Genomic DNA, 25,486 nt, shown 5'->3' with positions numbered 1-25,486 from the left:
ATCTTCCCCTGCCTTATTTCTGTTTCTTCGGCAGAATATCCATCAACTTGCAAATAATCCCGAGCATAATTTCATCGGCACCACCACCAATTGAACCAAGACGACCATCACGATAAAGTTGAGAAGCGGGGTTATCCCACATAAAGCCATTGCCGCCCCAATATTGCAGACAGGTATCAGCAACTTCACGAGTGAGACGTCCGGACTTGAGTTTCGCCATCGAAGCCAACATCGTGACATTTTCCCCAGCAATATGCTGTTCACAAGCTTGATAAGTCAGCGCTTTTAATGCTTCAACTTCAGTCATTAACTCGGCGAAGCGGAAATGTACATATTGATTATTAATCAAGGGCTGACCAAAGGTGCTACGTTCTTTAGCGTAATCAATCGTTTGTTGAATGACTTTTTCTAAACCACCTACTGCATTAGCACATGCCCACATACGCTCCTCTTGGAACTGCATCATTTGCATCATAAAACCCATGCCTTCTGCACCAACCAAATAACGCTGCGGCACTCGAACATTATCGAAATAGACTTGAGCAGTTGTCGTTGAACGCATACCTAATTTATTCAGTGGCTCTGAAAAACTGATCCCCGCAGTCTTCGCAGGCACAATAATCATGGATTTATTGACATGCGGTTTGTCATCTGAAGTATTGGCAAGTAAACAAAAGAAATCCGCTTGCAGTGAATTGGTAATCCACATTTTGCTGCCGTTAATCACATAATCATCACCATCTTTTTTCGCAGTGGTTTTGATTGCTGCCACGTCTGAACCTGCATGCACTTCTGATACTGCAATTGATGCCACATATTCGCCGCGAATCGCAGGATTCAAAAACTCTTCTCTTAATTCTCTGCTACCAAAACGAGCAAGTGCAGGTGTCGCCATATCGGTTTGCACGCCAATCGCCAGTGGCACACCACCACATGCAGCACGCCCTAATTCTTCAGCGACAACAAGGTTATAGGAATAATCTAAACCCAGACCGCCATTTTCTTCTGGTTTACAAATCCCTAGCAAACCTAAATCTGCCATTTTCTTAAACACATCATGGATCGGGAAACGTCCCGCTGCTTCCCATTCGGGAATAAACGGATTAAGTTCGTTTTCTACAAACTGACGTGCGGTACGGCGTAATGCTTCATGCTCTGCGGTAAATTTCATTATTTTTTTCCTTAAACATTAAATATTCTTAAATCCCTCCCAACCTCCCTTTTCAAAGGGAGGAGTTCCCCTCTTTAAAAAGAGGGGCTAGGGGAGATTTCTTAAAATCTCGATACACCAAAACGTGTTGGATTAAGTTCACGTTGTTGTGCTTCATAAATGGTTTGTAGTAAGAAGATCAGGACTTTACGCGTATCTCTTGGATCTATAATGCCATCATCATGCAACATTGCTGTATTAAATAAAGCGGTCGATTGCTGTTCCAATTTCATCGAAGTACTTTGTTCTAGAAAATCCAACATCTGTGGATTCGGTTCCATACCTGAAGCTTTCTGTTTACCCTCAGCCACGATACGCAACACTTTTCCTGCCTGTGCTGAACCCATCACCGCTACGTGCGAATTTGGCCAAGCAAAGATAAAGTTAGGCGATAAACTACGTCCACACATGGCGTAGTTACCTGCTCCATAAGAACCAGCAACAATGATCGAGATTTTAGGTACAGTCGCATTGGCAACCGCTTGGATCAGCTTAGAACCATGTTTAATAATGCCGTTTTGTTCAGCATCCGTTCCGACCATAAAACCCGTGGTGTTATGCAAGAATAAAAGTGGTCGTTGGGTTTGTTCACAAAGATGAATAAACTGTGCGGCTTTAACCGCTCCTTGTGGTGTGATTGGTCCATTATTGGTGATAATTCCAATATGTACCCCACCCATTTTTGCCCAACCACAAACAGTAAGCGCATCATATTCTTGTTTAAATTCTAAAAAGTCTGAATCATCAATAATCCGCGCCACGATTTCTTTCATATCAAAAGGTTGCTTTGGATCTTTGGGAATAATGCCAAGCAACTCTTCAGGCGCGAAACGCGGTTCTTTGTAGTTTTGATTTAGACTAGTGGTTTGTTCCTTCCAATTCAAATGCTCTAAAATCTCACGAGCAAGTCGAATTCCATCTGCATCATTTTCCGCCAAATATTCTGCTACACCTGAAACTTGGGTATGCATTTCAGCACCGCCCAACTCTTCAGCCGTTGCCACCTCACCAGTCGCAGCCAATAACAATGGCGGACCAGCCAGTAACATTTCGGTTTGTTTGCGCACCGCGATCACATAGTCAGACAGACCAGGCTGATATGCTCCACCTGCTGTGGCATTACCATGTACCACCGAAATTTGTGGAATCCCTGCCGCAGACATCCGTGCTTGATTGGCAAAGGTCATACCACCATAGGTAAATACTTCAGCCGCATAATTAAGATTTGCCCCACCACTTTCCGTTAAAGTAACAATCGGTAGTTTTTGTTCAAGTGCGATTTTCTGTAAGCGTAAGGTTTTCTGTACACCCATCGGTGACATAGTGCCACCTTTGATCGCACTATTACTTGCAGAGACAAGGCATCGTACACCACTAACAAAGCCCAAACCCGCAATAATCCCACCACCCGCTTCTGAGCCATCTTTATCATCATGCATGTTGTAACCGACTAAGCCACATAACTCGACAAAAGGTGAATCCGCATCCAATAGTAAGCGCACACGTTCGTGCGGCAAGATTTTGCCTTTCTTATCAAACTTTGGTTTAGCCGCATAAGATTTATCAATACTCTTTTGCTGTACTGCACGTACTTCCGCAATTTGATTCAACAAAGCTTCACGGTTTTGTTGATACTGCTCACTACCGACTGCAATTTCAGATTGGAGAATGGTCATTCTTTTGATTCTCCAGCTTTGTCTTTAAAAATTTCTGGAATAAAAGCACGATGGAAACCATTAAAAGACTGGCTATTGGTTGCATCTGCCAATGGATACATGCGTGTTCCCTGAGATGCAGCACCATCAATACGTAAAGTTACCCCTGAAACAAAAGCCGCTGCATCAGAAAGCAAATAACAAATTGCTGAAGAAATTTCAGATTCTGTACCCATACGTTTTAACGGAACATTACCTGCCAAACTCGGAATGATCACTTTGGCAAAGTCACCACTATAGTTGTCCATACCTGATGAAATAATCCATCCTGGCGCAACTGCATTGACGCGCACACCCGATTTACCCCATTCTACAGAAGCCGTTTTAGTCAGGTTATCCACACCTGAGCGTGCTGCACCTGAATGTCCCATACCTGGCATACCGCCCCACATATCTGCAGTCATGTTGACGATGCTGCCCCCATGTTTAGCCATCCATTGGTTATATGCTTCACGCATTAAATAGAATGTAGAATGCAAGTTATTGCGAACCACAGCATCAAAGCCATTAGCAGAAATATTTTCCAATGCCGAAGGAAATTGCCCACCTGCGTTATTCACTAAACCATCGAGCTTGCCAAATTTTTCAATGACTTCAGCAATCATGCTTTTGACTTGTTCTTCATCACGGTTATCACAAACGATAAAATGGACTTTTCCACCATCTTCGCTAATTTCTGCTGCAGTTTTTTCTAACTTTTCAATTTTTCGACCTGTAATCACAACTTGAGCACCCAGAGATGCCAGCTCATGTGCTGTACAGCGTCCAATACCTGAGCCGCCACCTGTGACGATAATCACTTTGTCGTCAAATGCATCTGCTCTGAAAATTGATTGATAACCCATTTGATTTACATCCCTTACTTATTTTTCTAACAATTTCGCTGGTACTTTGACTGGCATATCTAACAACTGCTGTGCAAAAGCCTTACCTTGGGGATCAATGCGTAAACTTGCGATCCCACCGCCACCTAAGGCATTTTCCAACATAAAATTCAGTGCATTCATCGCAGGTAATTCATAACGAATGACCTTTGACTTTTCTGGATCTAAAACATGCTGCATATAGTCTGAAACATTTGCTTCAGTGAGCGCCGCTCGAATCCACGGCAAATATTCCGCTTTACGCGCAATCACACCAATATTGCTATGGTTACCTTTATCTCCACTACGAGCATGAGCAATCTCAATCAAAGGCACTTCGATTTCATCGCCTTGATAAGTTGCACCTTCACCAGTTGAATGGGGAACAAAGTTCTGTGTAGCTAAGCCTGTTGGAATCTCAACAGGATGACGTTGCCCCTCAAAATCGACCTCAACCTTGATTTGATCTTTATCAATTAAGAAAGAGAAAAGCTTCACCACTGCCGAAGCTTTAGGACGCCCCCCGACAATCCCCGCCAATGCAGGGGCCATACCTGTGGAAGCTTGTGCGATTTCAGAAGCGAAGAACATACACGCTTCTTTAAACATATGTTTGACTGCAATTTTGACCACGACTTCACGACTTTCTTTAATGCGTGCATGTGCCCCATAGGTGCTTTCAATACCTAAAATTTCGATCGATTTTTCTGTAAATGGAGGAACAGAACGTAAAGCCAATACACGCTCACATTTATTGATAATGGCATTGGCAATGGTTTGAGCTTTCTCAGGCGCTTCGCGACCTGCGATTAAGAAACTGACTAAAACACGATAACCATCAGCATAAGTGGCACTCACTTTATATTGTTGAGTTGGTGCTCGACCTGTTGCACCTGTAACTTTAACTCGATCATCACCCACTTGTTCTAAATAGACTTGGCTAAAATCAGCTGTCACATCAGGAAGTAAATAGGCTTGTGGATTACCTATTTCATAAACGATTTGCTCTGCGACCGTTGCAGTCGACACTAAACCACCTGTACCTTGTGGTTTAGTCACAACAAAAGAGGAATCTGCACTGACTTCTACAATTGGAAAGCCCATGTTGTCAAAGCCTTGTACTAAACGCCAATCAGTAAAATTACCGCCTGTACATTGAGCACCACATTCAATTACATGCCCAGCCAATGAACCTTGTGCGAGTTTGTCATAGTCGTCCAATGACCATTTGTATTCATGCAACAACGGTGCAAGTACCACAGCCGAATCAACTACACGACCTGTAATCACAATATCCGCGCCCAAATCCAAAGCGTCACGAATAGCAACAGCACCTAAATAGGCATTACTGCTCGCCACATGTGCAGGCAAAGGCTCACCATTAAACATTTCTTTGATATTTTTTTGCTGTAATTCAGCATGCTTTGGCAATACATCGTCACCAAGTACCACAGCTACTTTTAAATCTAAGCCCTTTTCATCAATGATTTTTTGTAAAGCATCACGACAGGCTAACGGATTCACCCCACCTGCATTACTGATTACTTTGATTTTCTTTTCAGCAATTTTATTGATCAGTGGAGACATCACACGACTAACAAAATCCAATGCATAACCATGATTAGGATCAGTCATCATTGCTTTAGCCATGATTGACATGGTAATTTCTGACAAATAATCAAATACTAAATAATCAATATCACTCAGATGTACCAACTGAAAAGCGGCTGTATTGGTATCGCCCCAAAACCCTGAAGCACATCCAATTTTTACTAGCTTTTGGTCATCCTGCTTGACGCTTGTCATGAGCTTTCTCATTATTATTAAAAACAACACAACATTACCAAGCAAGTGCTTGGTTTGTAAAGTGCAGAATGATATGCTGCGTTAGCAAAAATAGACAAATTCAAGCAAATGCTTGTTATAAAAAGATAAGACAATTCATGAAATGAATTTTGTTACAATACACTTTGATTAGATGGGATAGACGGACAGGCATGATCGCAACTTCAATTGAGCAAATACCTAAAATCGTATGTTTTGACGATAGCCCACGTGGACGTTTGCTCTTAGGTGCCGCCTATCTGTTTTACAAGCAAGGCTATGATAAAACCACGGTTCGCCAACTTGGTGAATTTATTGGTATTCAATCAGGTAGTCTCTTCCATCACTTTAAAAGTAAAGATGACATTCTGGCTACGGTGATGGAACAAACCATCATTTATAACTTTGCCCGTTTAAAAGAAGCGGCTGAACGCTCAACTGATCCTGAACAGCAATTGCGTGATTTAATCAGAGCTGAATTAATTTCAATTACTGGTGATACTGGTGCGGCAATGGCTGTATTAGTTCATGAATGGTTTGCGCTATCAAAAGAAAAACAAGACTATCTTTTAAAGATGCGTAATGAATATGAGCAAGTCTGGCTTGATGTAATTGAAAAATTACGTAATCAAGGCAAGGTTAAACATGATGCATTTATTTGGCGACGTTTAGTCGGTGGTTCTATTTCTTGGACAGTGACTTGGTATAGACCTGAAGGTAAAGTTAAAATTGATGAATTGACTGAAATGGTCTGGGAAATGGCTTTGAAATGAGTCATGTCTATTTACGTAAGCCCCAACTCAGCGATTTAGCTGAAATCAAAAAGGCCTACCAAAATAGTATTCATCTACATCAACCGTGGACATATCCTCCTAGAGATTTTGAAAAATATCTACAACAAGAACATCGTTATTTTGTCTGCTTAACTGAAAACCATGCAATTGTAGGAACTTTTAATATATCGAATATCATTCGAGGTCACTTCCATTCCGCTTATTTAGGTTATGAAGCCTTTTATCCATATATAGGTCAGGGATATATGCGACAGGGACTCCAACTTATTTTACAAGAAGCATTTCAAACACTGAACCTTCATCGACTAGAGGCAAATATCCAACCTGAAAACACCCCCTCCATTCGCCTTGTGGCTAGGGCAGGCTTTGTTAAAGAGGGGTTTTCACGTCAGTATTTACGTGTCGGTGGTAAAGGATGGAAAGATCATGAGCGGTGGGCGATTTTAAATTCGAATTGGACAGATAAGAAATATCTAGCCTTCTAAAATTTAAACCCAATTTTACTACGACACAACTTAACGCCTAACCAATTTCCTCTATTCTCGTTCAAATTAAAAACTGCTATTCTGCTTAAACATCAAAAGATTACAAGAAATAGCAAAAATGAATCCAGTCCAACATGCCAATATTTCGGTGAAACGTCGCGGGGGTGAGCTTGAAGATTATACTGATATTCATGCTCTAATCGACAGCACCAAAATGCTCTGCACTGACAATCGCCATCGTATCTTGCATACTTTTTGGGGAGTTCAAGAAGTAATTATTCCGATTTTTGGACATTACTTCGAAAATAGTGCTGGCAATAGCATAGAAGTTAAAGACCTTTGTGAAAAAGATCATCTGTTAGTGGATTTCCATCACCGCTTTATTCCAACGATTGGAGACTTCGTTGCAGCAATGCAAGATATTCCTACAAATGGACTGGCTAAACGCCTCGAAAAATTCCACTCAGATGTGATTGATGATCCAAAGCTATCAGCAACATTACTCTCTCCATTATCAGTGACAGGTCAACTAAAATCTTTACTGATCACTCACAATAGTTGGTTTATCAATACCATTCTTCCCATGATGGGAAAAAGCGAAGCCAAATTTATTGATTTTGATATTAGTCCAGACTTCTTTTTCAATCCAATGCGTTTTGAATTCTGGATGGACAATGGGATGGCCGTCCCGCCAAGTGCAGCCAAACTGCAAGACTTAAAAATAAAAATCGCTTAATTTAAGGGGAAATAAAAATGAGTAATATCCAATACGTTATTCGTCAAAACGACTTTGCTTACAATGATGAATGGCATCTGACCAATTGCGTTTCAACTGGGGCTATCAAGCAGATTTATACAGATAAAGCTGAAGCTGAAAAGGTATACAAATCACTAGTCGTCGAAGGCTTATACTATGATGAACTATGTAACTATGATATTGGCAATGGTGAAGCAGATGATGAAATCTACGAAAAACTTGAAGCTTTAATTTTAGAAAAAACAGGAAAAACTTTTAATATAGATGATGGTGAAATTCCTAAATTGAATGAAGATGATGCTTTTGAATTTGCTAAAATCTCAGGTATTGTCTGGTACCAATTATTGGAAGTTGATGCATCACAACCCTGCTATGTACTCTGGGTCAACTCGGAAGAAGACTATTTTAGTGGTTATGAAACAGGCAGCATCATTTCTAGTCAAAATGAAAACTTTAGTGATGTGTCTTGGGAGTCCAATATTTATGCGATGGACTATGAATTTGAAGCTTTGATGGACAAACCACTTGCAGAATTAAGCGATAGTCCGCTGTTATTCAAACAATTTATCGAACAAACTCCAGATATTCGTTACGATGCTGAAAAAGACTGCATCGAAGGTATTGCCTTAGACAATATAAAATTTATCGATATAAAAACTTTGAACTCATTTTTGAAACAGCCTATATTTGAAATCCGCCAAATCTCTTTAGAAGAGTTAGCTGAGCTAGAATAAATTTGAAAATAAAAAGTGCGGAAATTAACCGCACTTTTTATTTGTCATGAAGGTATTAATAGCCTAGCTGCTTACTGATTAGATCCTTCATAATTTCTTCAGCACCACCACCAATCATATTCACTTTGACTTCACGATAAATTCGTTCGGACTTGGTTCCACGCATAAAACCCATTCCACCCAAAGTTTGCACAGCAGCATCCGCACAAAATTGCATAGTACGAGTCGCTACATTTTTTGACATCGAAATTTGTGCAATGAGGTCTGCTCCTTGAAGCTCTTTTTGTCCCATTCGATAAGCTGTATCTTCTAATAATGCTCGTGTTGTGGTCAATTGTGTTGCCATCTCTACAAGTTTGTGGCGAACTACCTGATGATCTACCAAGCGCTTCCCAAAAGTCTGTCGCTGCTTTGCCCAATCCAAGGCTTCCTCATAACAAACCAATGCGTAACCATATGCCATCGCTGCTAGCCAAAAACGCTCCATATTAAAGTTATTCATGATCACTTTAAAACCTGCATTTTCCTCGCCCAATAAATGGCTGACAGGTACTTTGACATTGTCAAAATGCAAATGTGCAGTGTCTGATGCCCACCAACCCATTTTCTGTAAAGGTGATTTGGTTATTCCATCGCTATGCGCATCGACCAATAACATAGAAATGCCTTTTGCGCCTTGAGCATTCTGATCTGTCTTTACAGCAACCGTATAATAATCAGCACGAATCCCTGATGTGATAAAGGTCTTTTCACCATTCAAAATATAATGGTCTCCTTCTCGCACTGCTTTGGTTCTAATTGCTGCTACATCAGAACCACCACTCGGCTCTGTAATTGCCAAGGCTGAGATTTTTTCACCCGCAATAATCTGTGGCATAACTTCATCACGAATCTCAGGTCGAGCAAAATGATGAATGGGCGGTGTCCCAATACTATGGATCATAAGCGAAATATGTACACCACCAGATCCAGCTTTTGCCATCTCAATAGCTGCCAACATCACGTAAAAAGCATCGGAATCAGGAATACCGCCATGCTCATCATCATAGCCGAGCCCCATTAAACCGACATTCGCAGCCTTTTGATAAAGTTTTCGTGGAAATGATCCTGCTTCATCCCATTCATTTACATAAGGTGAAATTTCTTTCTCTACAAAACGTTTGACACTGTCTGCAAAAGCCCGATGTTCTGATGTGTAATAAATCGGGTTAAGTGATAAACCATCCATGTCTTTTTCCTAAATTATTATTTAACGCATTCTTGTTATGTGGATAAGGCTTTAAACCTGTTTACTGTTGATTTAAAGCCTTTAAAATTTGGATTAATAGCCCAGTTGGCGACTGGCAAGATCTTTCATGATTTCCTCAGCCCCACCGCCAATCATGTTGACTTTCACTTCGCGATAAATACGTTCAGATTTCATACCACGCATAAAACCCATACCGCCTAATGTCTGCACCGCAGCATCGGCACAGAATTGCATCGTTTGTGTTGCGACATTCTTAAGCATACAAATTTGAGCAATCAGTTCATTTCCCTGTAATTCAGGTTTTCCTAAACGGTAAGCCGTATCTTCCAATAATGCACGAGTCGAAGTTAAACGTGTCGCCATATCAACCAGCTTGTGACGAACGACTTGATGATCTACCAAACGTTTCCCAAATGTTTGTCTCTGCTTTGCCCAATCCAAAGCCTCCTCATAGCAAACCAATGCATAACCATAACTACTTGCGGCAAGAAAAAATCGCTCCATGTTAAAGTTGTTCATGATAACAAAGAAGCCCATATTTTCTGCGCCGAGTAAATTTTTAGCTGGCACGCGCACATTATCAAAGTGCAAATGAGCTGTATCCGATGCCCACCACCCCATTTTATCTAGTTTTGATTTTGTGATGCCTTCACTATGTGCATCAATCAGCAACATTGAAATACCATTAGCACCCTTCGCATCGGGATCAGTTCTTACCGCAACAGAATAATAATCTGCACGAATACCCGATGTAATAAAGGTCTTTTCGCCACTGACAATATAATCGTCACCTTCTCGGACCGCTTTAGTTTTTAAAGCCGCAACATCTGACCCACCACTCGGTTCAGTAATTGCCAATGCAGAAATTTTCTCTCCCGATAAAATTTTTGGTAATACTTCAGCTTTTACTTCTTCTTGAGCAAAATGTTGAATTGGTGGTGTACCGATCGTATGTGAAAGCAAAGATGCAGCCAAACCACCTGATGCACACTTCGCTAATTCAACGGATGCAAGTAGAGTATAAAATGCATCAGTTCCGGCAATACCTCCATAATTTTCATCAAAGCCAACGCCGAGCAAGCCAATATCGGCTGCTTTTTTATAAAGCTCTCGAGGAAAGGTTTCTGCTTCATCCCATTCATTAATAAAAGGGCTAATCTCTTTTTCAGTAAAGCGCCTAACACTATCAGCAAATGCTAAATGTTGCTCAGTATAATATAAGGGATTAAGTTGCATGCTTGCTTCCTGGCGATTAATGGTAATTGTTTTCGAATATTTAGTGAGCACTAAGGTATCAAAACCACAAAAACCAAGCAAGCGCTTGGCAAAATTTATAATTAAAAAAATATTCAATTGGTTCGTTTTCTTTAACTCCCTAAAAGGAATTATTCATACCCACGGAACTTTAGATTTTTAATAAACTACGAAATCCTCGAGTGGAATAATAAGATTGGGCACCATTGTGATAAGTGAAAATTCGTCCGTAGCGACGATCACAAAAAATAGCTCCACCTTTCTCCCGAATATCATCTGGCGTTTTCACCCAACTCGAAGTCTTTAAATCAAAATGCTCAACAGACTGTAATTGCTTATATTGCTCTTCTGTCAAAAGATCAACGCCCATAACCTCAACCACATCAATTATATTATTTTCAGGTTTATGTTCCTTACGTGATTCCAATGCCTCACGGTCATAACAAAGGCTTCTGCGGCCTTTTGGCGTTTTCAAGACAAAATCATAGAAGATAATTTGTGATGGCTTTGACTCAAATGAAACGATATCTGGTTCACCACCAGTCTCTTCCATTTGATTGAGTGACCATAACTTTTCAGGTAGCTGTTTTAATTGATTTTCGATATCAACCCAATTTAAACCTTGATGTCGATGCATATTGGCTTCAAAACGCTTCTTTAAGATCATCAGCAAAACTTCTGTTTGCTCTACATCTAATTGCCTTACATTACTCATTTTTATTCTCTAAACTATTGCTTATATATAAGTTAACCAAAAAATAGTGGGTTGATAGTTCATTTATTCTAAATCATTAATACAGAATAAAAATTCATTGTGTAACATCAACAATACTAAGATGAAAGTTGCTGTCGCCAAAGATATTCTAATCTTGCTAAAGAGCTAACAAAAAACGCTTCACCTAAAATATGTATGATCGCAAAAATTGTCATTTCTTGCCAAAACATCCATAACATAATTAGACAAATCAAACCCCATATACTATTAGCAACCATTAACATGTTGATCAATAGAATGGAACGTTTTTTATAATTGGCTAATAAAAATGAATAACATGCATATAGCAAATTTACACAGCCAATAAAAATTATAACGTTCTTTGGTAAATGATAAAGTGAGCTTAGCTATTGGACAGCAAATAACACAAGCATTCCTACCAATGCAGCTGCCCCACAATCAATCCATAGAATATTTTTTTGAATGTTCATAACCGATACACTTTTTATTCTAATGTGAGCATAAGCCAATCATTGATTCTTTAAAATCTATTGTAGATTCTTATAGAAAATATTAGCTCCAAAAATATTGGCATCTCTGACACTTCATTCCATTTTTATAAAAATATAATGGAAAACCAAGCAATAAAAAAACTAAATAAGCAGGACATTTTCCTTCAGTATATGGCCGTATATCACTGCTACCACAATTTGGGCAGTTTTCACTTAGTCTAAACTCTTATTGTAATTGTTGGCTAAAATCCTGTGCAAGCAACGTTCTCGCTTCTTCCGAACCTCCTTCTAAAACCAATAGACGAACACCATCTAAAGCATTGGAATAAAGCCAATCCATATTAATCGTATGTTCATTTTCAATACGTGCAGGAAGCCAGCCGCTTCTAATTGCGTTTTGGCAATCTGAGCCTCATATGGAAAAGAAAAGCTTTGCACAACAACCCATGTCATTTAGGAAAGCCTTTAAGTAAACAACCAGTATATAAAATTCATCGCATAAAAAACTCCCAACAAGAATTGGAAGGTTTAGTATTTTTAAGCTAGTGATGCCATATTCTCACTTTGCAAATGCCACATTACCATCCAACCCTAAAATGTTTCCTTTCTGAGTTCGGAAATGGATCAGGTGATTAACTCTTGCCATTGTCCCCAGCAAACTGCTTATGGATACTTGCTTTGATCTCATCTACGCCAAGACTTTTTCAAATGAGTATTTATTTTTAAGTAAACCTACTTTAATTAATTCTCATAACTCTTCCCAAGTAGCAATTAAGTCTTTTGCTGTAATAGACCAGATATGTTTCCCGACCCATTCAATATTATGAGTGAACATTTTCTCATTATGTCCATAACTACTCCAAGGATCAAAAAATAAAAACTCATCATAACGCCACATAAATGAATTAATTGAAATATCTTTTTGATAGGGAATCTCGAGTTCTAGCACACCTTGATAAATCAATCTAAGTCGAAAAGGCTTTTCTTTATAGTCTCTATGATCTTTTTTTATTAATGTGAGGATAAGATGAGCCGTTTCTTTTCCAAAATCAATGATTTCAATATTCTGTAATTCACAATAATAGGGAGCCGTTGAACCACTTCCACCATACCATTGCTCAGAAGCCATCAAGTCTAAGATGCTGGTTGGAAATTTATTTCGATTTTCCCTTAAATATTCGTTATAAGCTTCAAAAATATATTTGGAATTACCTACATGATCTAACTGATCACTTAATTTATAAACCATATTTGCTCTTTAAGTACTATTTATTTTATATATAAGTGTATACCACCACTGTGCACAACATTTTTCCTTTTTTCTTTTTCTCACGCAATAAAAAACACCCCCTCTGCATTAGCGGAGGGGGTGTTTTGAATTTAAAAGCTGGCGATGACTTACTCTCACATGGCAAGTGCCACACTACCATCAGCGCGAAGAGGTTTCACTTCTGAGTTCGGGAAGGGATCAGGTGGTTCACTCTTGCTATTGTCGCCAGCAAACTGTTGTGGTGTTTTCGGGTCTTATTCACGATGTAATCATCGTATGCCTTACTTACGGTCCAAAGAGTTATTAACGGATTAGATAATTGGTCTGTATTGTAACTAGTTTGTACACTAAATCAAGTTAAGTATTGAATTTATCTTGAATACAACAACTGTTTGGGTGTTGTATAGTCAAGCCTCACGAGCAATTAGTATTGGTCAGCTTCACACGTCACCGTGCTTCCACACCCAACCTATCAACGTCCTAGTCTCGAACGGCTCTTTAGAGGACATAAAGTCCTAGGGAAATCTTATCTTGAGGTAGGCTTCCCGCTTAGATGCTTTCAGCGGTTATCCCTTCCGAACATAGCTACCCGGCGATGCCACTGGCGTGACAACCGGTACACCAGAGGTTCGTCCACTCTGGTCCTCTCGTACTAGGAGCAGATCCTCTCAAATTTCCAGCGCCCACGGTAGATAGGGACCGAACTGTCTCACGACGTTCTAAACCCAGCTCGCGTACCTCTTTAAATGGCGAACAGCCATACCCTTGGGACCTGCTTCAGCCCCAGGATGAGATGAGCCGACATCGAGGTGCCAAACACCGCCGTCGATATGAACTCTTGGGCGGTATCAGCCTGTTATCCCCAGAGTACCTTTTATCCGTTGAGCGATGGCCCTTCCATACAGAACCACCGGATCACTAAGACCTACTTTCGTACCTGCTCGACTTGTGGGTCTCGCAGTTAAGCGCGCTTTTGCCTTTATACTCTACGCGTGATTTCCGACCACGCTGAGCGCACCTTCGTACTCCTCCGTTACTCTTTAGGAGGAGACCGCCCCAGTCAAACTACCCACCAGACATGGTCCTCGCCCCGGATTACGGGGCAGAGTTAGAACCTCAACATTACCAGGGTGGTATTTCAAGGACGGCTCCATTGGAACTAGCGTTCCAACTTCAAAGCCTCCCACCTATCCTACACAAGTAAGGTCAAAGTTCAATGTCAAGCTGCAGTAAAGGTTCACGGGGTCTTTCCGTCTAGCCGCGGGTACACTGCATCTTCACAGCGATTTCGATTTCACTGAGCCTCTGCTGGAGACAGCGCCGCCATCATTATGCCATTCGTGCAGGTCGGAACTTACCCGACAAGGAATTTCGCTACCTTAGGACCGTTATAGTTACGGCCGCCGTTTACTGGGGCTTCGATCAAGAGCTTCGCTTACGCTAACCCCATCAATTAACCTTCCAGCACCGGGCAGGCATCACACCCTATACGTCCACTTTCGTGTTTGCAGAGTGCTATGTTTTTAATAAACAGTTGCAGCGGCCTGGTTTCTGTGGCTGCCAATAGCTCAGGGAGCAAGTCCCATCACCGTCAGCAGCGTACCTTCTCCCGAAGTTACGGTACCATTTTGCCTAGTTCCTTCAGCAGAGTTCTCTCAAGCGCTTTGGTCTACTCGACCTGACCACCTGTGTCGGTTTCGGGTACGATTCCTGTGTAACTGAAGCTTAGAGACTTTTCCTGGAAGCATGGTATCAGCCACTTCACTGTACAAGTACAGCTTGCTATCAGCTCTCAGCATAGAGCACCCCGGATTTGCCTAAGATGCATGCCTACAGCCTTCCACCTGGACAACCAACGCCAGGCTGACTTAACCTTCTCCGTCCTCTCATCGCATTACACAGAAGTATTGGAATATTAACCAATTTCCCATCGACTACGCCTCTCGGCCTCGCCTTAGGGGTCGACTCACCCAGCCCCGATTAACGTTGGACTGGAACCCTTGGTCTTTCAGCGAACGGGTTTTTCACCCGTTTTGTCGTTACTCACGTCAGCATTCGCACTTCTGATACCTCCAGCATACTTCTCAATACACCTTCATCGGCTTACAGAACGCTCCCCTACCACTTACGCTAATGCGTAAATCCGCAGCTTCGGCACATAGTTTTAGCCCCGTTACATCTTCCGCGCAGGCCGACTCGACTAGTGAGCTATTACGCTTTCTTTAAAGGGTGGCTGCTTCTAAGCCAACCTCCTAGCTGTCTATGCCTTCCCACATCGTTTCCCACTTAACTATGATTTTGGGGCCTTAGCTGGCGGTCTGGATTGTTTTCCTCTTGACTACGGACGTTAGCACCCGCAGTCTGTCTCCCGGATAGTACTCATTGGTATTCGGAGTTTGCATCGGTTTGGTAAGTCGGGATGACCCCCTAGCCGAAACAGTGCTCTACCCCCAATGGTATTCGTCCGAGGCGCTACCTAAATAGCTTTCGGGGAGAACCAGCTATCACCAGGCTTGATTAGCCTTTCACCCCTATCCACAAGTCATCCCCTGGCTTTTCAACGACAGTGGGTTCGGTCCTCCAGTTAGTGTTACCCAACCTTCAACCTGCTCATGGATAGATCGCCTGGTTTCGGGTCTACACCCAGCAACTAAACGCCCTATTAAGACTCGATTTCTCTACGGCTCCCCTATTCGGTTAACCTTGCTACTGAATGTAAGTCGCTGACCCATTATACAAAAGGTACGCAGTCACCGAACAAGTCGGCTCCCACTGCTTGTATGCATGCGGTTTCAGGATCTATTTCACTCCCCTCACAGGGGTTCTTTTCGCCTTTCCCTCACGGTACTGGTTCACTATCGGTCAGTCAGGAGTATTTAGCCTTGGAGGATGGTCCCCCCATATTCAGACAAGGTTTCACGTGCCTCGCCCTACTCGTCATCATTGTGTGTGCCCTTTCGTGTACGGGAATATCACCCTCTACGTTCGCACTTCCCAGAGCGTTCCACTAGAACACACACAACTTAATGGGCTGCTCCCCGTTCGCTCGCCGCTACTAAGGGAATCTCAATTGATTTCTTTTCCTAAGGGTACTGAGATGTTTCACTTCCCCTCGTTCGCTTCATAAACCTATGTATTCAGTTTATGATACCCGCCTTATAGCGGGTGGGTTCCCCCATTCAGAAATCTCCGGATCAAAGGATATTTGCCGCCTCCCCGGAGCTTTTCGCAGGCTATCACGTCTTTCATCGCCTCTGACTGCCAAGGCATCCACCACATGCACTTAATTACTTGACTATACAACCCCAAACAGTCGTTAACACATACAAGTGAGTGTTAGCGTTGCAAACTTAATTGCTACTATTCGTTGTCTGTGAACTTAATCACCATACAGCTTCAATCTAAATTCATTACCAAAACGCTTGATTCAGTGTTTTTGCTAGTTCTCAGATTAACTCTTCATCCAACTGAAATACTTACGTATTACTGTTAGTGTTGAATTAATCGAGTTTGAACAATTTATTTCAGACTCAATTTTCTAATCTGTTAATGATTAACTACCACCTCGTCGGTGCGTAGTAAACTGTGATAAATCACAGAAGTTAATAAACTCAAATCAAAATCTCTTTTGACTTATTTAGGTATTTATTAATTTCTATAATTTACTTTAGCTTTGAATTAATTTCGTTCTTACAAACTCTTTTTAATTCATGGTGGAGACTAGGAGAGTCGAACTCCTGACCTCCTGCGTGCAAAGCAGGCGCTCTACCAACTAAGCTAAGTCCCCAGCTTAAATCATAATGAACGACATATCTTTCAATCTAGCAGCTTGTGATTATTCATCACTTCGTCAGTAGTGGTGGGTCTGACAAGACTTGAACTTGTGACCCCACGCTTATCAAGCGTGTGCTCTAACCAACTGAGCTACAGACCCTCAGATACATCTTCGAAGAACAACTTGTTGTGGATTCTTACCGGCCATCAATCTTTCGTTAAGGAGGTGATCCAGCCGCAGGTTCCCCTACGGCTACCTTGTTACGACTTCACCCCAGTCATCGGCCACACCGTGGTAAGCGTCCTCCTTGCGGTTAGACTACCTACTTCTGGTGCAACAAACTCCCATGGTGTGACGGGCGGTGTGTACAAGGCCCGGGAACGTATTCACCGCGGCATTCTGATCCGCGATTACTAGCGATTCCGACTTCATGGAGTCGAGTTGCAGACTCCAATCCGGACTACGATCGGCTTTTTGAGATTAGCATCCTATCGCTAGGTAGCAACCCTTTGTACCGACCATTGTAGCACGTGTGTAGCCCTGGTCGTAAGGGCCATGATGACTTGACGTCGTCCCCGCCTTCCTCCAGTTTGTCACTGGCAGTATCCTTAAAGTTCCCGGCTTAACCCGCTGGCAAATAAGGAAAAGGGTTGCGCTCGTTGCGGGACTTAACCCAACATCTCACGACACGAGCTGACGACAGCCATGCAGCACCTGTATGTAAGTTCCCGAAGGCACCAATCCATCTCTGGAAAGTTCTTACTATGTCAAGACCAGGTAAGGTTCTTCGCGTTGCATCGAATTAAACCACATGCTCCACCGCTTGTGCGGGCCCCCGTCAATTCATTTGAGTTTTAGTCTTGCGACCGTACTCCCCAGGCGGTCTACTTATCGCGTTAGCTGCGCCACTAAAGCCTCAAAGGCCCCAACGGCTAGTAGACATCGTTTACGGCATGGACTACCAGGGTATCTAATCCTGTTTGCTCCCCATGCTTTCGTACCTCAGCGTCAGTATTAGGCCAGATGGCTGCCTTCGCCATCGGTATTCCTCCAGATCTCTACGCATTTCACCGCTACACCTGGAATTCTACCATCCTCTCCCATACTCTAGCTGACCAGTATCGAATGCAATTCCTAAGTTAAGCTCAGGGATTTCACATCCGACTTAATCAGCCGCCTACGCACGCTTTACGCCCAGTAAATCCGATTAACGCTCGCACCCTCTGTATTACCGCGGCTGCTGGCACAGAGTTAGCCGGTGCTTATTCTGCGAGTAACGTCCACTATCCAGTAGTATTAATACTAGTAGCCTCCTCCTCGCTTAAAGTGCTTTACAACCAAAAGGCCTTCTTCACACACGCGGCATGGCTGGATCAGGGTTCCCCCCATTGTCCAATATTCCCCACTGCTGCCTCCCGTAGGAGTCTGGGCCGTGTCTCAGTCCCAGTGTGGCGGATCATCCTCTCAGACCCGCTACAGATCGTCGCCTTGGTAGGCCTTTACCCCACCAACTAGCTAATCCGACTTAGGCTCATCTATTAGCGCAAGGCCCGAAGGTCCCCTGCTTTCTCCCGTAGGACGTATGCGGTATTAGCATTCCTTTCGGAATGTTGTCCCCCACTAATAGGCAGATTCCTAAGCATTACTCACCCGTCCGCCGCTAGGTAATGTAGCAAGCTACATTTCCCCGCTCGACTTGCATGTGTTAAGCCTGCCGCCAGCGTTCAATCTGAGCCATGATCAAACTCTTCAGTTTAATATCATTTGTGCTTTATTCTAAGCACCAAATCTGGCTCATCAATTTTCTGACTTTAATTTCTCAAATAAACTTCGAGTAATTTCTACCATTCAATCAATGAAATATTTTCGATCGATTAACCAGTAAAAATCCACACAAGTTGTTCTTCTATTCTCTTAATGATCTTCTCGATGATTCGTCATCATCAAGCTAGGTCGGCTATATTACTCTGAATTTCTTCAAAGTCAACAGGTAATTTAGATATTTAGCAAACTTATCAACCAACTCAAGAATCTAACCAATCTAGCCAAATCCTTGTTTCTCAACAAGTTTTTATCTGCATCACCGCCGATGGATGTGCATTCTACAGCATTTCCAAACCAACACAACCCCTTTTCTTAATTTCTTTTTATTTATTATCTCAAGTGGTCAGCTTTTGAACTAACCAGTAACTTTTAATACTTATTCTTTCGAATTAAGAACTTTTTTTAAACAATTAAGTCCAGTAGAATATGTTTCTTGCTTCACGTTTTTTGGCATTTTTGATTGAAAATACGGTTCGTTGGTAAAAAAGCACAGTTTATTTTGCTTTTAGCTTCTATGGCTATGAGTGAGCTTTGCTACGCCTTATCAAACCACAGCTATTATGAGTTGGCATTAACGATATTAAGTTATAGTAAATGGTCTAATACATCACGCCCAGTCATTTGTGTAATTGATAACCCAGATGCCGCCAATCAATTTCAAGCGAATATCAAACAATTGGCTTATGATTATCAGGTTCAAGCGGTTAACACTAAAGATTTTTTAAAAACAGAATGTCATGTTGTTTATTTTTCAACAACTACGGCACAGCAACAACAAAATTTAATTCAATCTTATCCATCACGCTCATTATTATCATTAAGTACAAACAATCCAAATTGTGAGACTGGTAGTATTTTTTGTCTTTATAATCGAAAAACTTTTTCTACATTTAAAGTGAATTTAGATGCTTTAAGTTATTCCAAGGTTCATATCGACCCCAGAGTTTTAATCTTGGCGAAGAACACGGAGTAGTTAAAGTGATTTCAAATTTATATCAATCTACTTCTTTGCATGCTTTATTCCGTAAATCTCAATTTACGATTTTTGCGATTACCTTTGTGATTTGTAGTTGTACATTTGCAACAATTTCAATGTTTACGATGGAAACTTATGCCAAACAAAATTTAAAATTATTAAGCCAAACAGTATTAGAGCGTGTTCAACCTGCTGTCGTTTTTAAAGATAAAGGTGCGATTGAACAAATTTTAAAAGATTATACAACTGAACATGCGATACGAAGTATTCATGTTTACGATCCGCAACAACAATTACTTTCGGAAAGTACCAAAAAAGTTGCATACACCCCTTTCCTTCAAAATTTATTGGATGAATGGTTTTTACATGATCCAGTTAAATTGGTGGTGATGCACCACAATAAAAAAGTAGGTGATTTGGTTCTTTATGGTAGTTCTGAAAATATTTTACATTTTTTAAAGACCATTATTATTGGTTTAGCAATTTCAATGTTTTTTATTGTGATTGCACTTTTATGGTCAATTAATTTGACCTATCGTCAGATCATGCAAGCGATTAAACCATTAACCCATATCGCTCAATTAGTAAGTGACCAAAAAGCTTATAATTTACGCTTTCCGAACAATCATATTAGAGAGTTTCAAAATTTAAATACGGTGTTTAATGAGTTGTTAGAAGAAATTCAAATTTGGAATAACAATCTACAAAAAGAAAATCGTCAACTTTCGTTCCAAGCACATCACGATCAGTTGACCAGTTTACCAAATCGTCATTTCTTCTACGAAGAGCTGCTCAATATTTTTGAAAATCCGTTATACCGTCATAATTCCGCACTGATATTCATTGATAATAATAAGTTTAAAGTAATTAATGACCAATATGGACATTTGGCTGGCGATGCTGTTTTGAAAGAAATGGCTTCCCGTTTAAAGCTTTCTGTTCGACAAGAAGATTTCATTGCTCGTTTGGGTGGTGATGAGTTTGCAATTATTTTGCATGCAATTCACCATGCTGATCATTTACAGGCAATTGCTGAAGGTTTACTTGCAAGCTGCAAAGAACCTTTGGATTTTAATGGGGATGTTATTCATTTTGGTTTTAGTTTAGGTATTGCATTTTCTCAATTTGCTGAAAATCCAGAGGATTTAGTCATGCAAGCAGATCAAGCAATGTATAAAGCTAAAAATTTAAATCCACATTGGTTTGTTTATAAACCAGAAATTTAGGATATGTTATGTACGCTCGCAGCATTAAAATTTCATTCATAGCGTTACTCTGCCTAACATTAGCTAGCTGTTTAAGTTTTGGTCCACTTAAATACCGTCAAGTAAAAATGTTGAAAAAAGAAGGTTTCGTTTTAACAGACGAGGGTTGGAGTTTGGGTTTACCTGAGCGTTTACTTTTCGATTTTAATAAATCAGGTATTAAACCTGATCATGCGAAGGAAATTGCTCGCCTTGCAAAACAATTAGAGAAATATGATTTACAGAAATTAAAAGTCGTAGGTCATACCGATGATATTGGCAATTCAGAGTACAACAAAAAGCTTTCTGAAGAACGTGCTCAAAGTGTTGCTTCGATTTTCGTTAATCAAGGTTTTAAGCCAAATAATCTTACAATTATTGGTCGTGGCTCAGATCAACCATTTGTACCCAACACCTCTGAGGAAAATCGTGCCAATAACCGTCGTGTCGCTGTGATTATTATTCCTTAATTATTATAGTTTAAAAAAGCCGACTTAGATGAGTCGGCTTTTTTATTTATTTTAATTCAATAATATCAATGGTTGGAGGAACTCTAAAACGAAATGGGACTCCGACCATTCCTGTGCCTACAGTGACAAATACATCTGCATGCTCATGAGTATAAAAGCCTCTTTTATGACCTAAAATTGAAACCCGTTTCATAATATAACTGGTAATCCACGGCAACTCGATTTGACCTCCGTGAGTATGACCAGACAACATAAGCGGTCTCATTTTCAATTCTGGCACCATATCTACAGTATCAGGATTATGCGATAAGATTAGCCACGGTTTATCTTGGGGTAACTCAGGTAAAAAACGCATATTTGCTTTACCTGCCCATAAATCACCAATACCCACCAATCGGAATTCATCAAATTCAACAATCTTACCTTCAATGTCCATCACATTATTTTGGCTCAAAGCTTCACTCAGTAACGCTTGAATCGGTGGTCCAGGATATTGTTCATCATGATTACCGTTGACTGAATAGACTGGCGCTTGAATTTGTTTGAGTACTTCAAGCTCTTCCACCAATCTATTTTCAGGCTCATAAGTCCAATCACCTGCAACCACAACCAAATCGGGCTTTGTTTGATTCAATTTTTCTACAATGATTTTTAATTGACGTTCATGACCTGAAAATAGCCCAACATGCATATCTGCAATCAGCGCCACTTTTACTGATTTTCTAAATTCGTGTTTTGGATTTAAACGATATTGGTGATATTTAACATGGACTAAATGAGGTTCAATAAAACGCGCATAAATTAATAAAGTACTGAGTAAAAAGACAAATGCTGTCTGATGTAAGCTATAAAAACCAGACCATCCTGCATATAAGCTAAAAAACCAAAGTGGGATTAGAAGATAAGATAAATAAAATGCCAATAAATGAACAAAGGCTTTGAAAGGGTGAATAGTTTCAGTTCTTGCCTGATGTATCCATGCCTGCACCAATCCCCATAATGCCAAGATCAGAAAAATAATATAAAAAACTAAAATAACACTGTCAGAATTCCACATTACCAATCTCATTCATCTCACTATAACGGTATATATCGCATCTCATATTCATAATCTTCGATGAAATGATATACTCAAGCCCAACTTTTAATCAGTAAAGATTATGACGCAATTTTCGGTTCTAAATCGCAAACATACAAAAATAAGTACATCTACTTACAATAAAAGTATGCTTACGATTTCATTGAGTATTGCGATCACAATCTCAGGTTGTAGCACCTTACCCAAACACTCTATTGAACCGACCCAAGCGATAGCTTTAAAAGTTGATACATCAGAAACCACACTTGCACAAATCATAGATCCTTTGCAGCAACAGAACCCTGATCTTACTGGTTATTATGTTTTATTCGATCCTATAGAAGCTTTGGCAGCTCGATTACGTTTAATTGATAAAGCCGAAAAAACATTAGATCTACAGTATTATATTTGGGATAACGATAAAGTCGGGGCAGTCGCGTTACATGCACTTATTCGTGCAGCAGATCGTGGCGTAAAAGTAAGATTATTGATCGATGATAACAACGCAAAACAAACTGAAGGAATCTTTTTAGCTTTAGCACAACATCCCAATATTGAGGTAAAGCTATTCAACCCATATCGTTTTAGAAAATATCGTGGCATTGATATGGTATTGGATTTAAAGCGTATCAATCGACGCATGCACAATAAAAGCTTTATCGCAGATCACAAAGTCGCATTAATCGGCGGCAGAAACATGACCAATCAATATTACAATGTCAGCGATAGCTATCAGTTCTCAGATGTTGATGTCATGTTGGTGGGAACTGCCGTTAATGATATTTCTAACTCTTTTGATGACTATTGGAATCATGATTATGCTTATGCTGTTCAAGAAGTCGTAAAGCAAAAATCTCATCGTCTAAGTTATGAAAGTTTAAAACAACAATTAGATGAACATTATAAAAAAGTTACCGTTCAAAACTATTTAGATTTAACCAGTAATTCCCAAGCAATCGACTCACTCATCAACCGAGATATTGCTTTAGATTGGGTGAAAGCTGAAGTCGTTAAAGACTCACCTGATAAAATAAAATCAAAAGCAAAGAAACAAGAGCATCTTAATTTCCAACTGATCAATCATTTAGAAAAACCTGAAAAAAATATTGATCTGATTTCTGCTTATTTTGTTCCCGAAAAAAAGGGTGCGAAAATTTTAAGTGAATTAGCACAAGATGGTGTTCATGTTAGAGTTTTAACCAATTCTTTCAAAGCAAATGATGTTGCTGTTGTTCATGCATTTTATGGCAAATATCGTCAAAATTTATTAGAAAATGGGGTAGAACTTTATGAGTTTTTACCCGCTTTAGATAAAGATGATCTTGATAAACATACCGAAGATTTAGCTAAAAAAGCAAAAGTAAATATCAAAGGATTAAGTCGTTCTAGTTTACATGCCAAGCTTATGGCACTAGATGAAAAGCAAGTTTTTATCGGTTCATTTAATTTTGACCCACGCTCGGCGTACCTGAATACAGAAATTGGGGTGCTATTAAATAGCCCAACATTAGCAAGATCAGTGCATAGCACCATGGATCAAAACTTGAGTAAGTATGCGTATAAATTGGTTTTAAATGCCGAGAATAAAATAACTTGGCAACGGCAAACTTCTCAAGGTCCTGTGATTTATACCAAAGAACCTCGCATGAAGTGGTGGCAAAGAGCAGGAATGAAAGTTATTTCATGGCTGCCAATTGAAGGCTTTATGTAAGCTCATTTGCAGTTGGAGGAACAGCCAGCACTTTATTTTGCAACTCAAGCAAGCCTGCCCGCATTTGTCGATCAACTTCTTTGGTTAAACTATCAACCGTATGACCTTCTACAGGTATCGCAGGTAACGTCAGTAAATGCGCAGTCACTTTTGGCATTTCCAACACTCGCTGTACATGCTCTGCAAAAGTCATTTCACCAATAAATGGTGCAATTAAATCTAACTCACCTTGTTGATTTACATAGCAAATCACACAAATCTGTACAGGGCGTTGTGCTTCAATTGCAGCACCTAAAAGCCTTCCATGTACTTTTTTAACCTTGGTACCATCAGTCGTGGTGGCTTCTGGAAAAAATAAAACAGGAATATCTTGCTTCAAAAACTCTGTAATTTGCTCACGAATTCGAATTGAATCCCCTGAACCACGCTTAATAAATAGAGTTCCGCCCCCCTTGGCAAGATTACCCAAGATTGGCCATTTTTCCACTTCAGCTTTGGCTAAAAAGAAAATTCGAGCGCCAGAGCCCAGTACAGCAACATCTAGCCATGAAATATGATTACTCACCCACAAAGCAGGTTCGCGTGGAATCGTGCCATGCACTTGTACTTCAATATTAAAAACTTCGCACAATCGACGACAAAAATATTGAACATATCGCGTGTTAATTGGATTGTTTGGATCCTTATAAAGTCCATGACGATAAATGAGATAAAAGCCTTCACCAATCGTTTCTAAGCCTGATGCTAGTTTTCTTGTATATAAACTAAACTTTGAAAATAAATTTAACTGAGTATTATTCACTGCTGTTGTTTCTTGAGTCATAGAATTATTAAAACCATTGGGCTTGCTACCCTTAACAGATGCTTTCAGCATGAACCTACTACGGCACTTTGTGTTTGCTCAAAGTAAAGCTTGTTATAGCACGCAAATATATAGAGTTAAAAGTTTGCTTTATGACAAAAAGCGAACGTAAGCATAATATTTTTCAATTTTAAATGTTTTATTAGATCAATTACTATAAATAA

18 protein-coding genes, 2 tRNA genes, 3 rRNA genes and 1 pseudogene are annotated in these 25,486 nt (G+C 40.4%); 8 read left to right on the top strand and 16 right to left on the bottom strand.

Going from position 1 to position 25,486, the window contains the following annotated elements; genetic code table 11:
• Window positions 1-13: 13 nt before the first annotated feature.
• The 4 genes from NGC85_RS02765 to NGC85_RS02750 form a co-directional block, all read right to left on the bottom strand.
• Window positions 14-1,171, bottom strand: a complete 1,158-nt coding sequence (locus NGC85_RS02765) for an acyl-CoA dehydrogenase family protein (RefSeq protein ID WP_254804756.1) — start codon at window positions 1,169-1,171, stop codon at window positions 14-16.
• Window positions 1,172-1,272: 101 nt separating this feature from the next.
• A complete protein-coding gene (locus NGC85_RS02760) occupies window positions 1,273-2,886 on the bottom strand; it encodes an acyl-CoA carboxylase subunit beta (protein ID WP_254804755.1) in 1,614 nt (537 codons plus the stop codon).
• Window positions 2,883-3,770: an SDR family oxidoreductase gene (locus tag NGC85_RS02755; RefSeq protein WP_004950251.1), complete on the bottom strand. Its 888-nt coding sequence runs from the start codon at window positions 3,768-3,770 to the stop codon at window positions 2,883-2,885. The genes NGC85_RS02760 and NGC85_RS02755 overlap by 4 nt, the downstream gene beginning before the upstream one ends.
• Window positions 3,771-3,788: 18 nt before the next feature.
• A complete protein-coding gene (locus NGC85_RS02750; protein ID WP_254804754.1) occupies window positions 3,789-5,594 on the bottom strand; it encodes an acyclic terpene utilization AtuA family protein in 1,806 nt (601 codons plus the stop codon).
• 191 nt (window positions 5,595-5,785) lie between these two features.
• Here NGC85_RS02750 and NGC85_RS02745 point away from each other — a divergent pair, with 191 nt between their 5' ends.
• The 4 genes from NGC85_RS02745 to NGC85_RS02730 all read left to right on the top strand — a co-directional run bounded on the left by NGC85_RS02745 (window position 5,786) and on the right by NGC85_RS02730 (window position 8,382).
• The gene (locus tag NGC85_RS02745) at window positions 5,786-6,385 is read left to right on the top strand and encodes a TetR/AcrR family transcriptional regulator (protein ID WP_254804753.1); all 600 of its coding nucleotides are present in this window, start codon (window positions 5,786-5,788) and stop codon (window positions 6,383-6,385) included.
• Window positions 6,382-6,891 carry a GNAT family N-acetyltransferase gene (locus tag NGC85_RS02740; protein ID WP_254804752.1) on the top strand — a complete coding sequence of 170 codons (510 nt, stop codon included), beginning with the start codon at window positions 6,382-6,384 and terminating at the stop codon, window positions 6,889-6,891. Before NGC85_RS02745 ends, NGC85_RS02740 begins: the two co-directional genes overlap by 4 nt.
• Before the next feature lie 118 nt (window positions 6,892-7,009).
• The gene (locus NGC85_RS02735) at window positions 7,010-7,627 is read left to right on the top strand and encodes a hypothetical protein (RefSeq protein ID WP_254804751.1); all 618 of its coding nucleotides are present in this window, start codon (window positions 7,010-7,012) and stop codon (window positions 7,625-7,627) included.
• A 17-nt stretch (window positions 7,628-7,644) separates the two neighbouring features.
• Window positions 7,645-8,382 carry a hypothetical protein gene (locus NGC85_RS02730; protein ID WP_254804750.1) on the top strand — a complete coding sequence of 246 codons (738 nt, stop codon included), beginning with the start codon at window positions 7,645-7,647 and terminating at the stop codon, window positions 8,380-8,382.
• 55 nt (window positions 8,383-8,437) lie between these two features.
• On the opposite strand, the gene NGC85_RS02725 is transcribed toward NGC85_RS02730, so the two are convergent.
• The 10 genes and pseudogenes from NGC85_RS02725 to NGC85_RS02675 all read right to left on the bottom strand — a co-directional run bounded on the left by NGC85_RS02725 (window position 8,438) and on the right by NGC85_RS02675 (window position 18,913).
• The gene (locus NGC85_RS02725; protein ID WP_254804749.1) at window positions 8,438-9,610 is read right to left on the bottom strand and encodes an acyl-CoA dehydrogenase family protein; all 1,173 of its coding nucleotides are present in this window, start codon (window positions 9,608-9,610) and stop codon (window positions 8,438-8,440) included.
• A gap of 93 nt (window positions 9,611-9,703) precedes the next feature.
• On the bottom strand, window positions 9,704-10,867 hold the full coding sequence (locus NGC85_RS02720; protein WP_254804748.1) for an acyl-CoA dehydrogenase family protein: 1,164 nt from the start codon (window positions 10,865-10,867) through the stop codon (window positions 9,704-9,706).
• 169 nt (window positions 10,868-11,036) lie between these two features.
• On the bottom strand, window positions 11,037-11,600 hold the full coding sequence (locus NGC85_RS02715) for a DUF4256 domain-containing protein (RefSeq protein WP_254804747.1): 564 nt from the start codon (window positions 11,598-11,600) through the stop codon (window positions 11,037-11,039).
• A gap of 573 nt (window positions 11,601-12,173) precedes the next feature.
• Window positions 12,174-12,565, bottom strand: a pseudogene (locus NGC85_RS02705) (DUF2007 domain-containing protein).
• 295 nt (window positions 12,566-12,860) lie between these two features.
• The gene (locus NGC85_RS02700; RefSeq protein ID WP_254804746.1) at window positions 12,861-13,361 is read right to left on the bottom strand and encodes a hypothetical protein; all 501 of its coding nucleotides are present in this window, start codon (window positions 13,359-13,361) and stop codon (window positions 12,861-12,863) included.
• A 136-nt stretch (window positions 13,362-13,497) separates the two neighbouring features.
• Window positions 13,498-13,612, bottom strand: a 5S ribosomal RNA gene (gene rrf / locus NGC85_RS02695).
• Window positions 13,613-13,785: 173 nt separating this feature from the next.
• Window positions 13,786-16,679 (bottom strand): 23S ribosomal RNA (locus tag NGC85_RS02690).
• A 414-nt stretch (window positions 16,680-17,093) separates the two neighbouring features.
• A tRNA-Ala gene (locus NGC85_RS02685) sits at window positions 17,094-17,169 on the bottom strand.
• 70 nt (window positions 17,170-17,239) lie between these two features.
• A tRNA-Ile gene (locus tag NGC85_RS02680) sits at window positions 17,240-17,316 on the bottom strand.
• A gap of 59 nt (window positions 17,317-17,375) precedes the next feature.
• Window positions 17,376-18,913, bottom strand: a 16S ribosomal RNA gene (locus NGC85_RS02675).
• The 16S, 23S and 5S rRNA genes sit together here with 2 tRNA genes alongside, the layout of an rRNA operon.
• Before the next feature lie 567 nt (window positions 18,914-19,480).
• Here NGC85_RS02675 and NGC85_RS02670 point away from each other — a divergent pair.
• From NGC85_RS02670 to NGC85_RS02660, 3 genes are read left to right on the top strand one after another with little or no spacing between them, the layout of a single operon-like run.
• Window positions 19,481-19,954, top strand: coding sequence for a YfiR family protein (locus NGC85_RS02670; RefSeq protein ID WP_039909287.1), 474 nt, complete (start codon window positions 19,481-19,483; stop codon window positions 19,952-19,954).
• Between the two features lie 5 nt (window positions 19,955-19,959).
• Window positions 19,960-21,183: a diguanylate cyclase gene (locus tag NGC85_RS02665; protein ID WP_005051921.1), complete on the top strand. Its 1,224-nt coding sequence runs from the start codon at window positions 19,960-19,962 to the stop codon at window positions 21,181-21,183.
• A gap of 8 nt (window positions 21,184-21,191) precedes the next feature.
• A complete protein-coding gene (locus NGC85_RS02660) occupies window positions 21,192-21,671 on the top strand; it encodes an OmpA family protein (protein WP_254804745.1) in 480 nt (159 codons plus the stop codon).
• A gap of 46 nt (window positions 21,672-21,717) precedes the next feature.
• Here NGC85_RS02660 and NGC85_RS02655 read toward each other — a convergent pair whose 3' ends face one another.
• Window positions 21,718-22,728, bottom strand: a complete 1,011-nt coding sequence (locus tag NGC85_RS02655) for a metallophosphoesterase (protein ID WP_254804744.1) — start codon at window positions 22,726-22,728, stop codon at window positions 21,718-21,720.
• A 103-nt stretch (window positions 22,729-22,831) separates the two neighbouring features.
• Between NGC85_RS02655 and NGC85_RS02650 the strand changes: the two genes are divergently transcribed.
• Entirely contained in the window at window positions 22,832-24,460 is a 1,629-nt protein-coding gene (locus tag NGC85_RS02650; RefSeq protein ID WP_254804743.1) for a phospholipase D family protein, read from the top strand.
• Here the strand turns inward: NGC85_RS02650 and NGC85_RS02645 are convergent.
• Window positions 24,453-25,283, bottom strand: a complete 831-nt coding sequence (locus tag NGC85_RS02645; RefSeq protein ID WP_039909289.1) for a 1-acyl-sn-glycerol-3-phosphate acyltransferase — start codon at window positions 25,281-25,283, stop codon at window positions 24,453-24,455. The genes NGC85_RS02650 and NGC85_RS02645 overlap by 8 nt on opposite strands.
• Between the last annotated feature and the right edge of the window lie 203 nt (window positions 25,284-25,486).

Origin of the sequence: Acinetobacter sp. Z1 (assembly GCF_024296945.1) — a bacterium.
In the GTDB taxonomy this organism is placed as follows: domain Bacteria; phylum Pseudomonadota; class Gammaproteobacteria; order Pseudomonadales; family Moraxellaceae; genus Acinetobacter; species Acinetobacter beijerinckii.
This window is presented reverse-complemented; position numbering and strand designations above follow the sequence as displayed.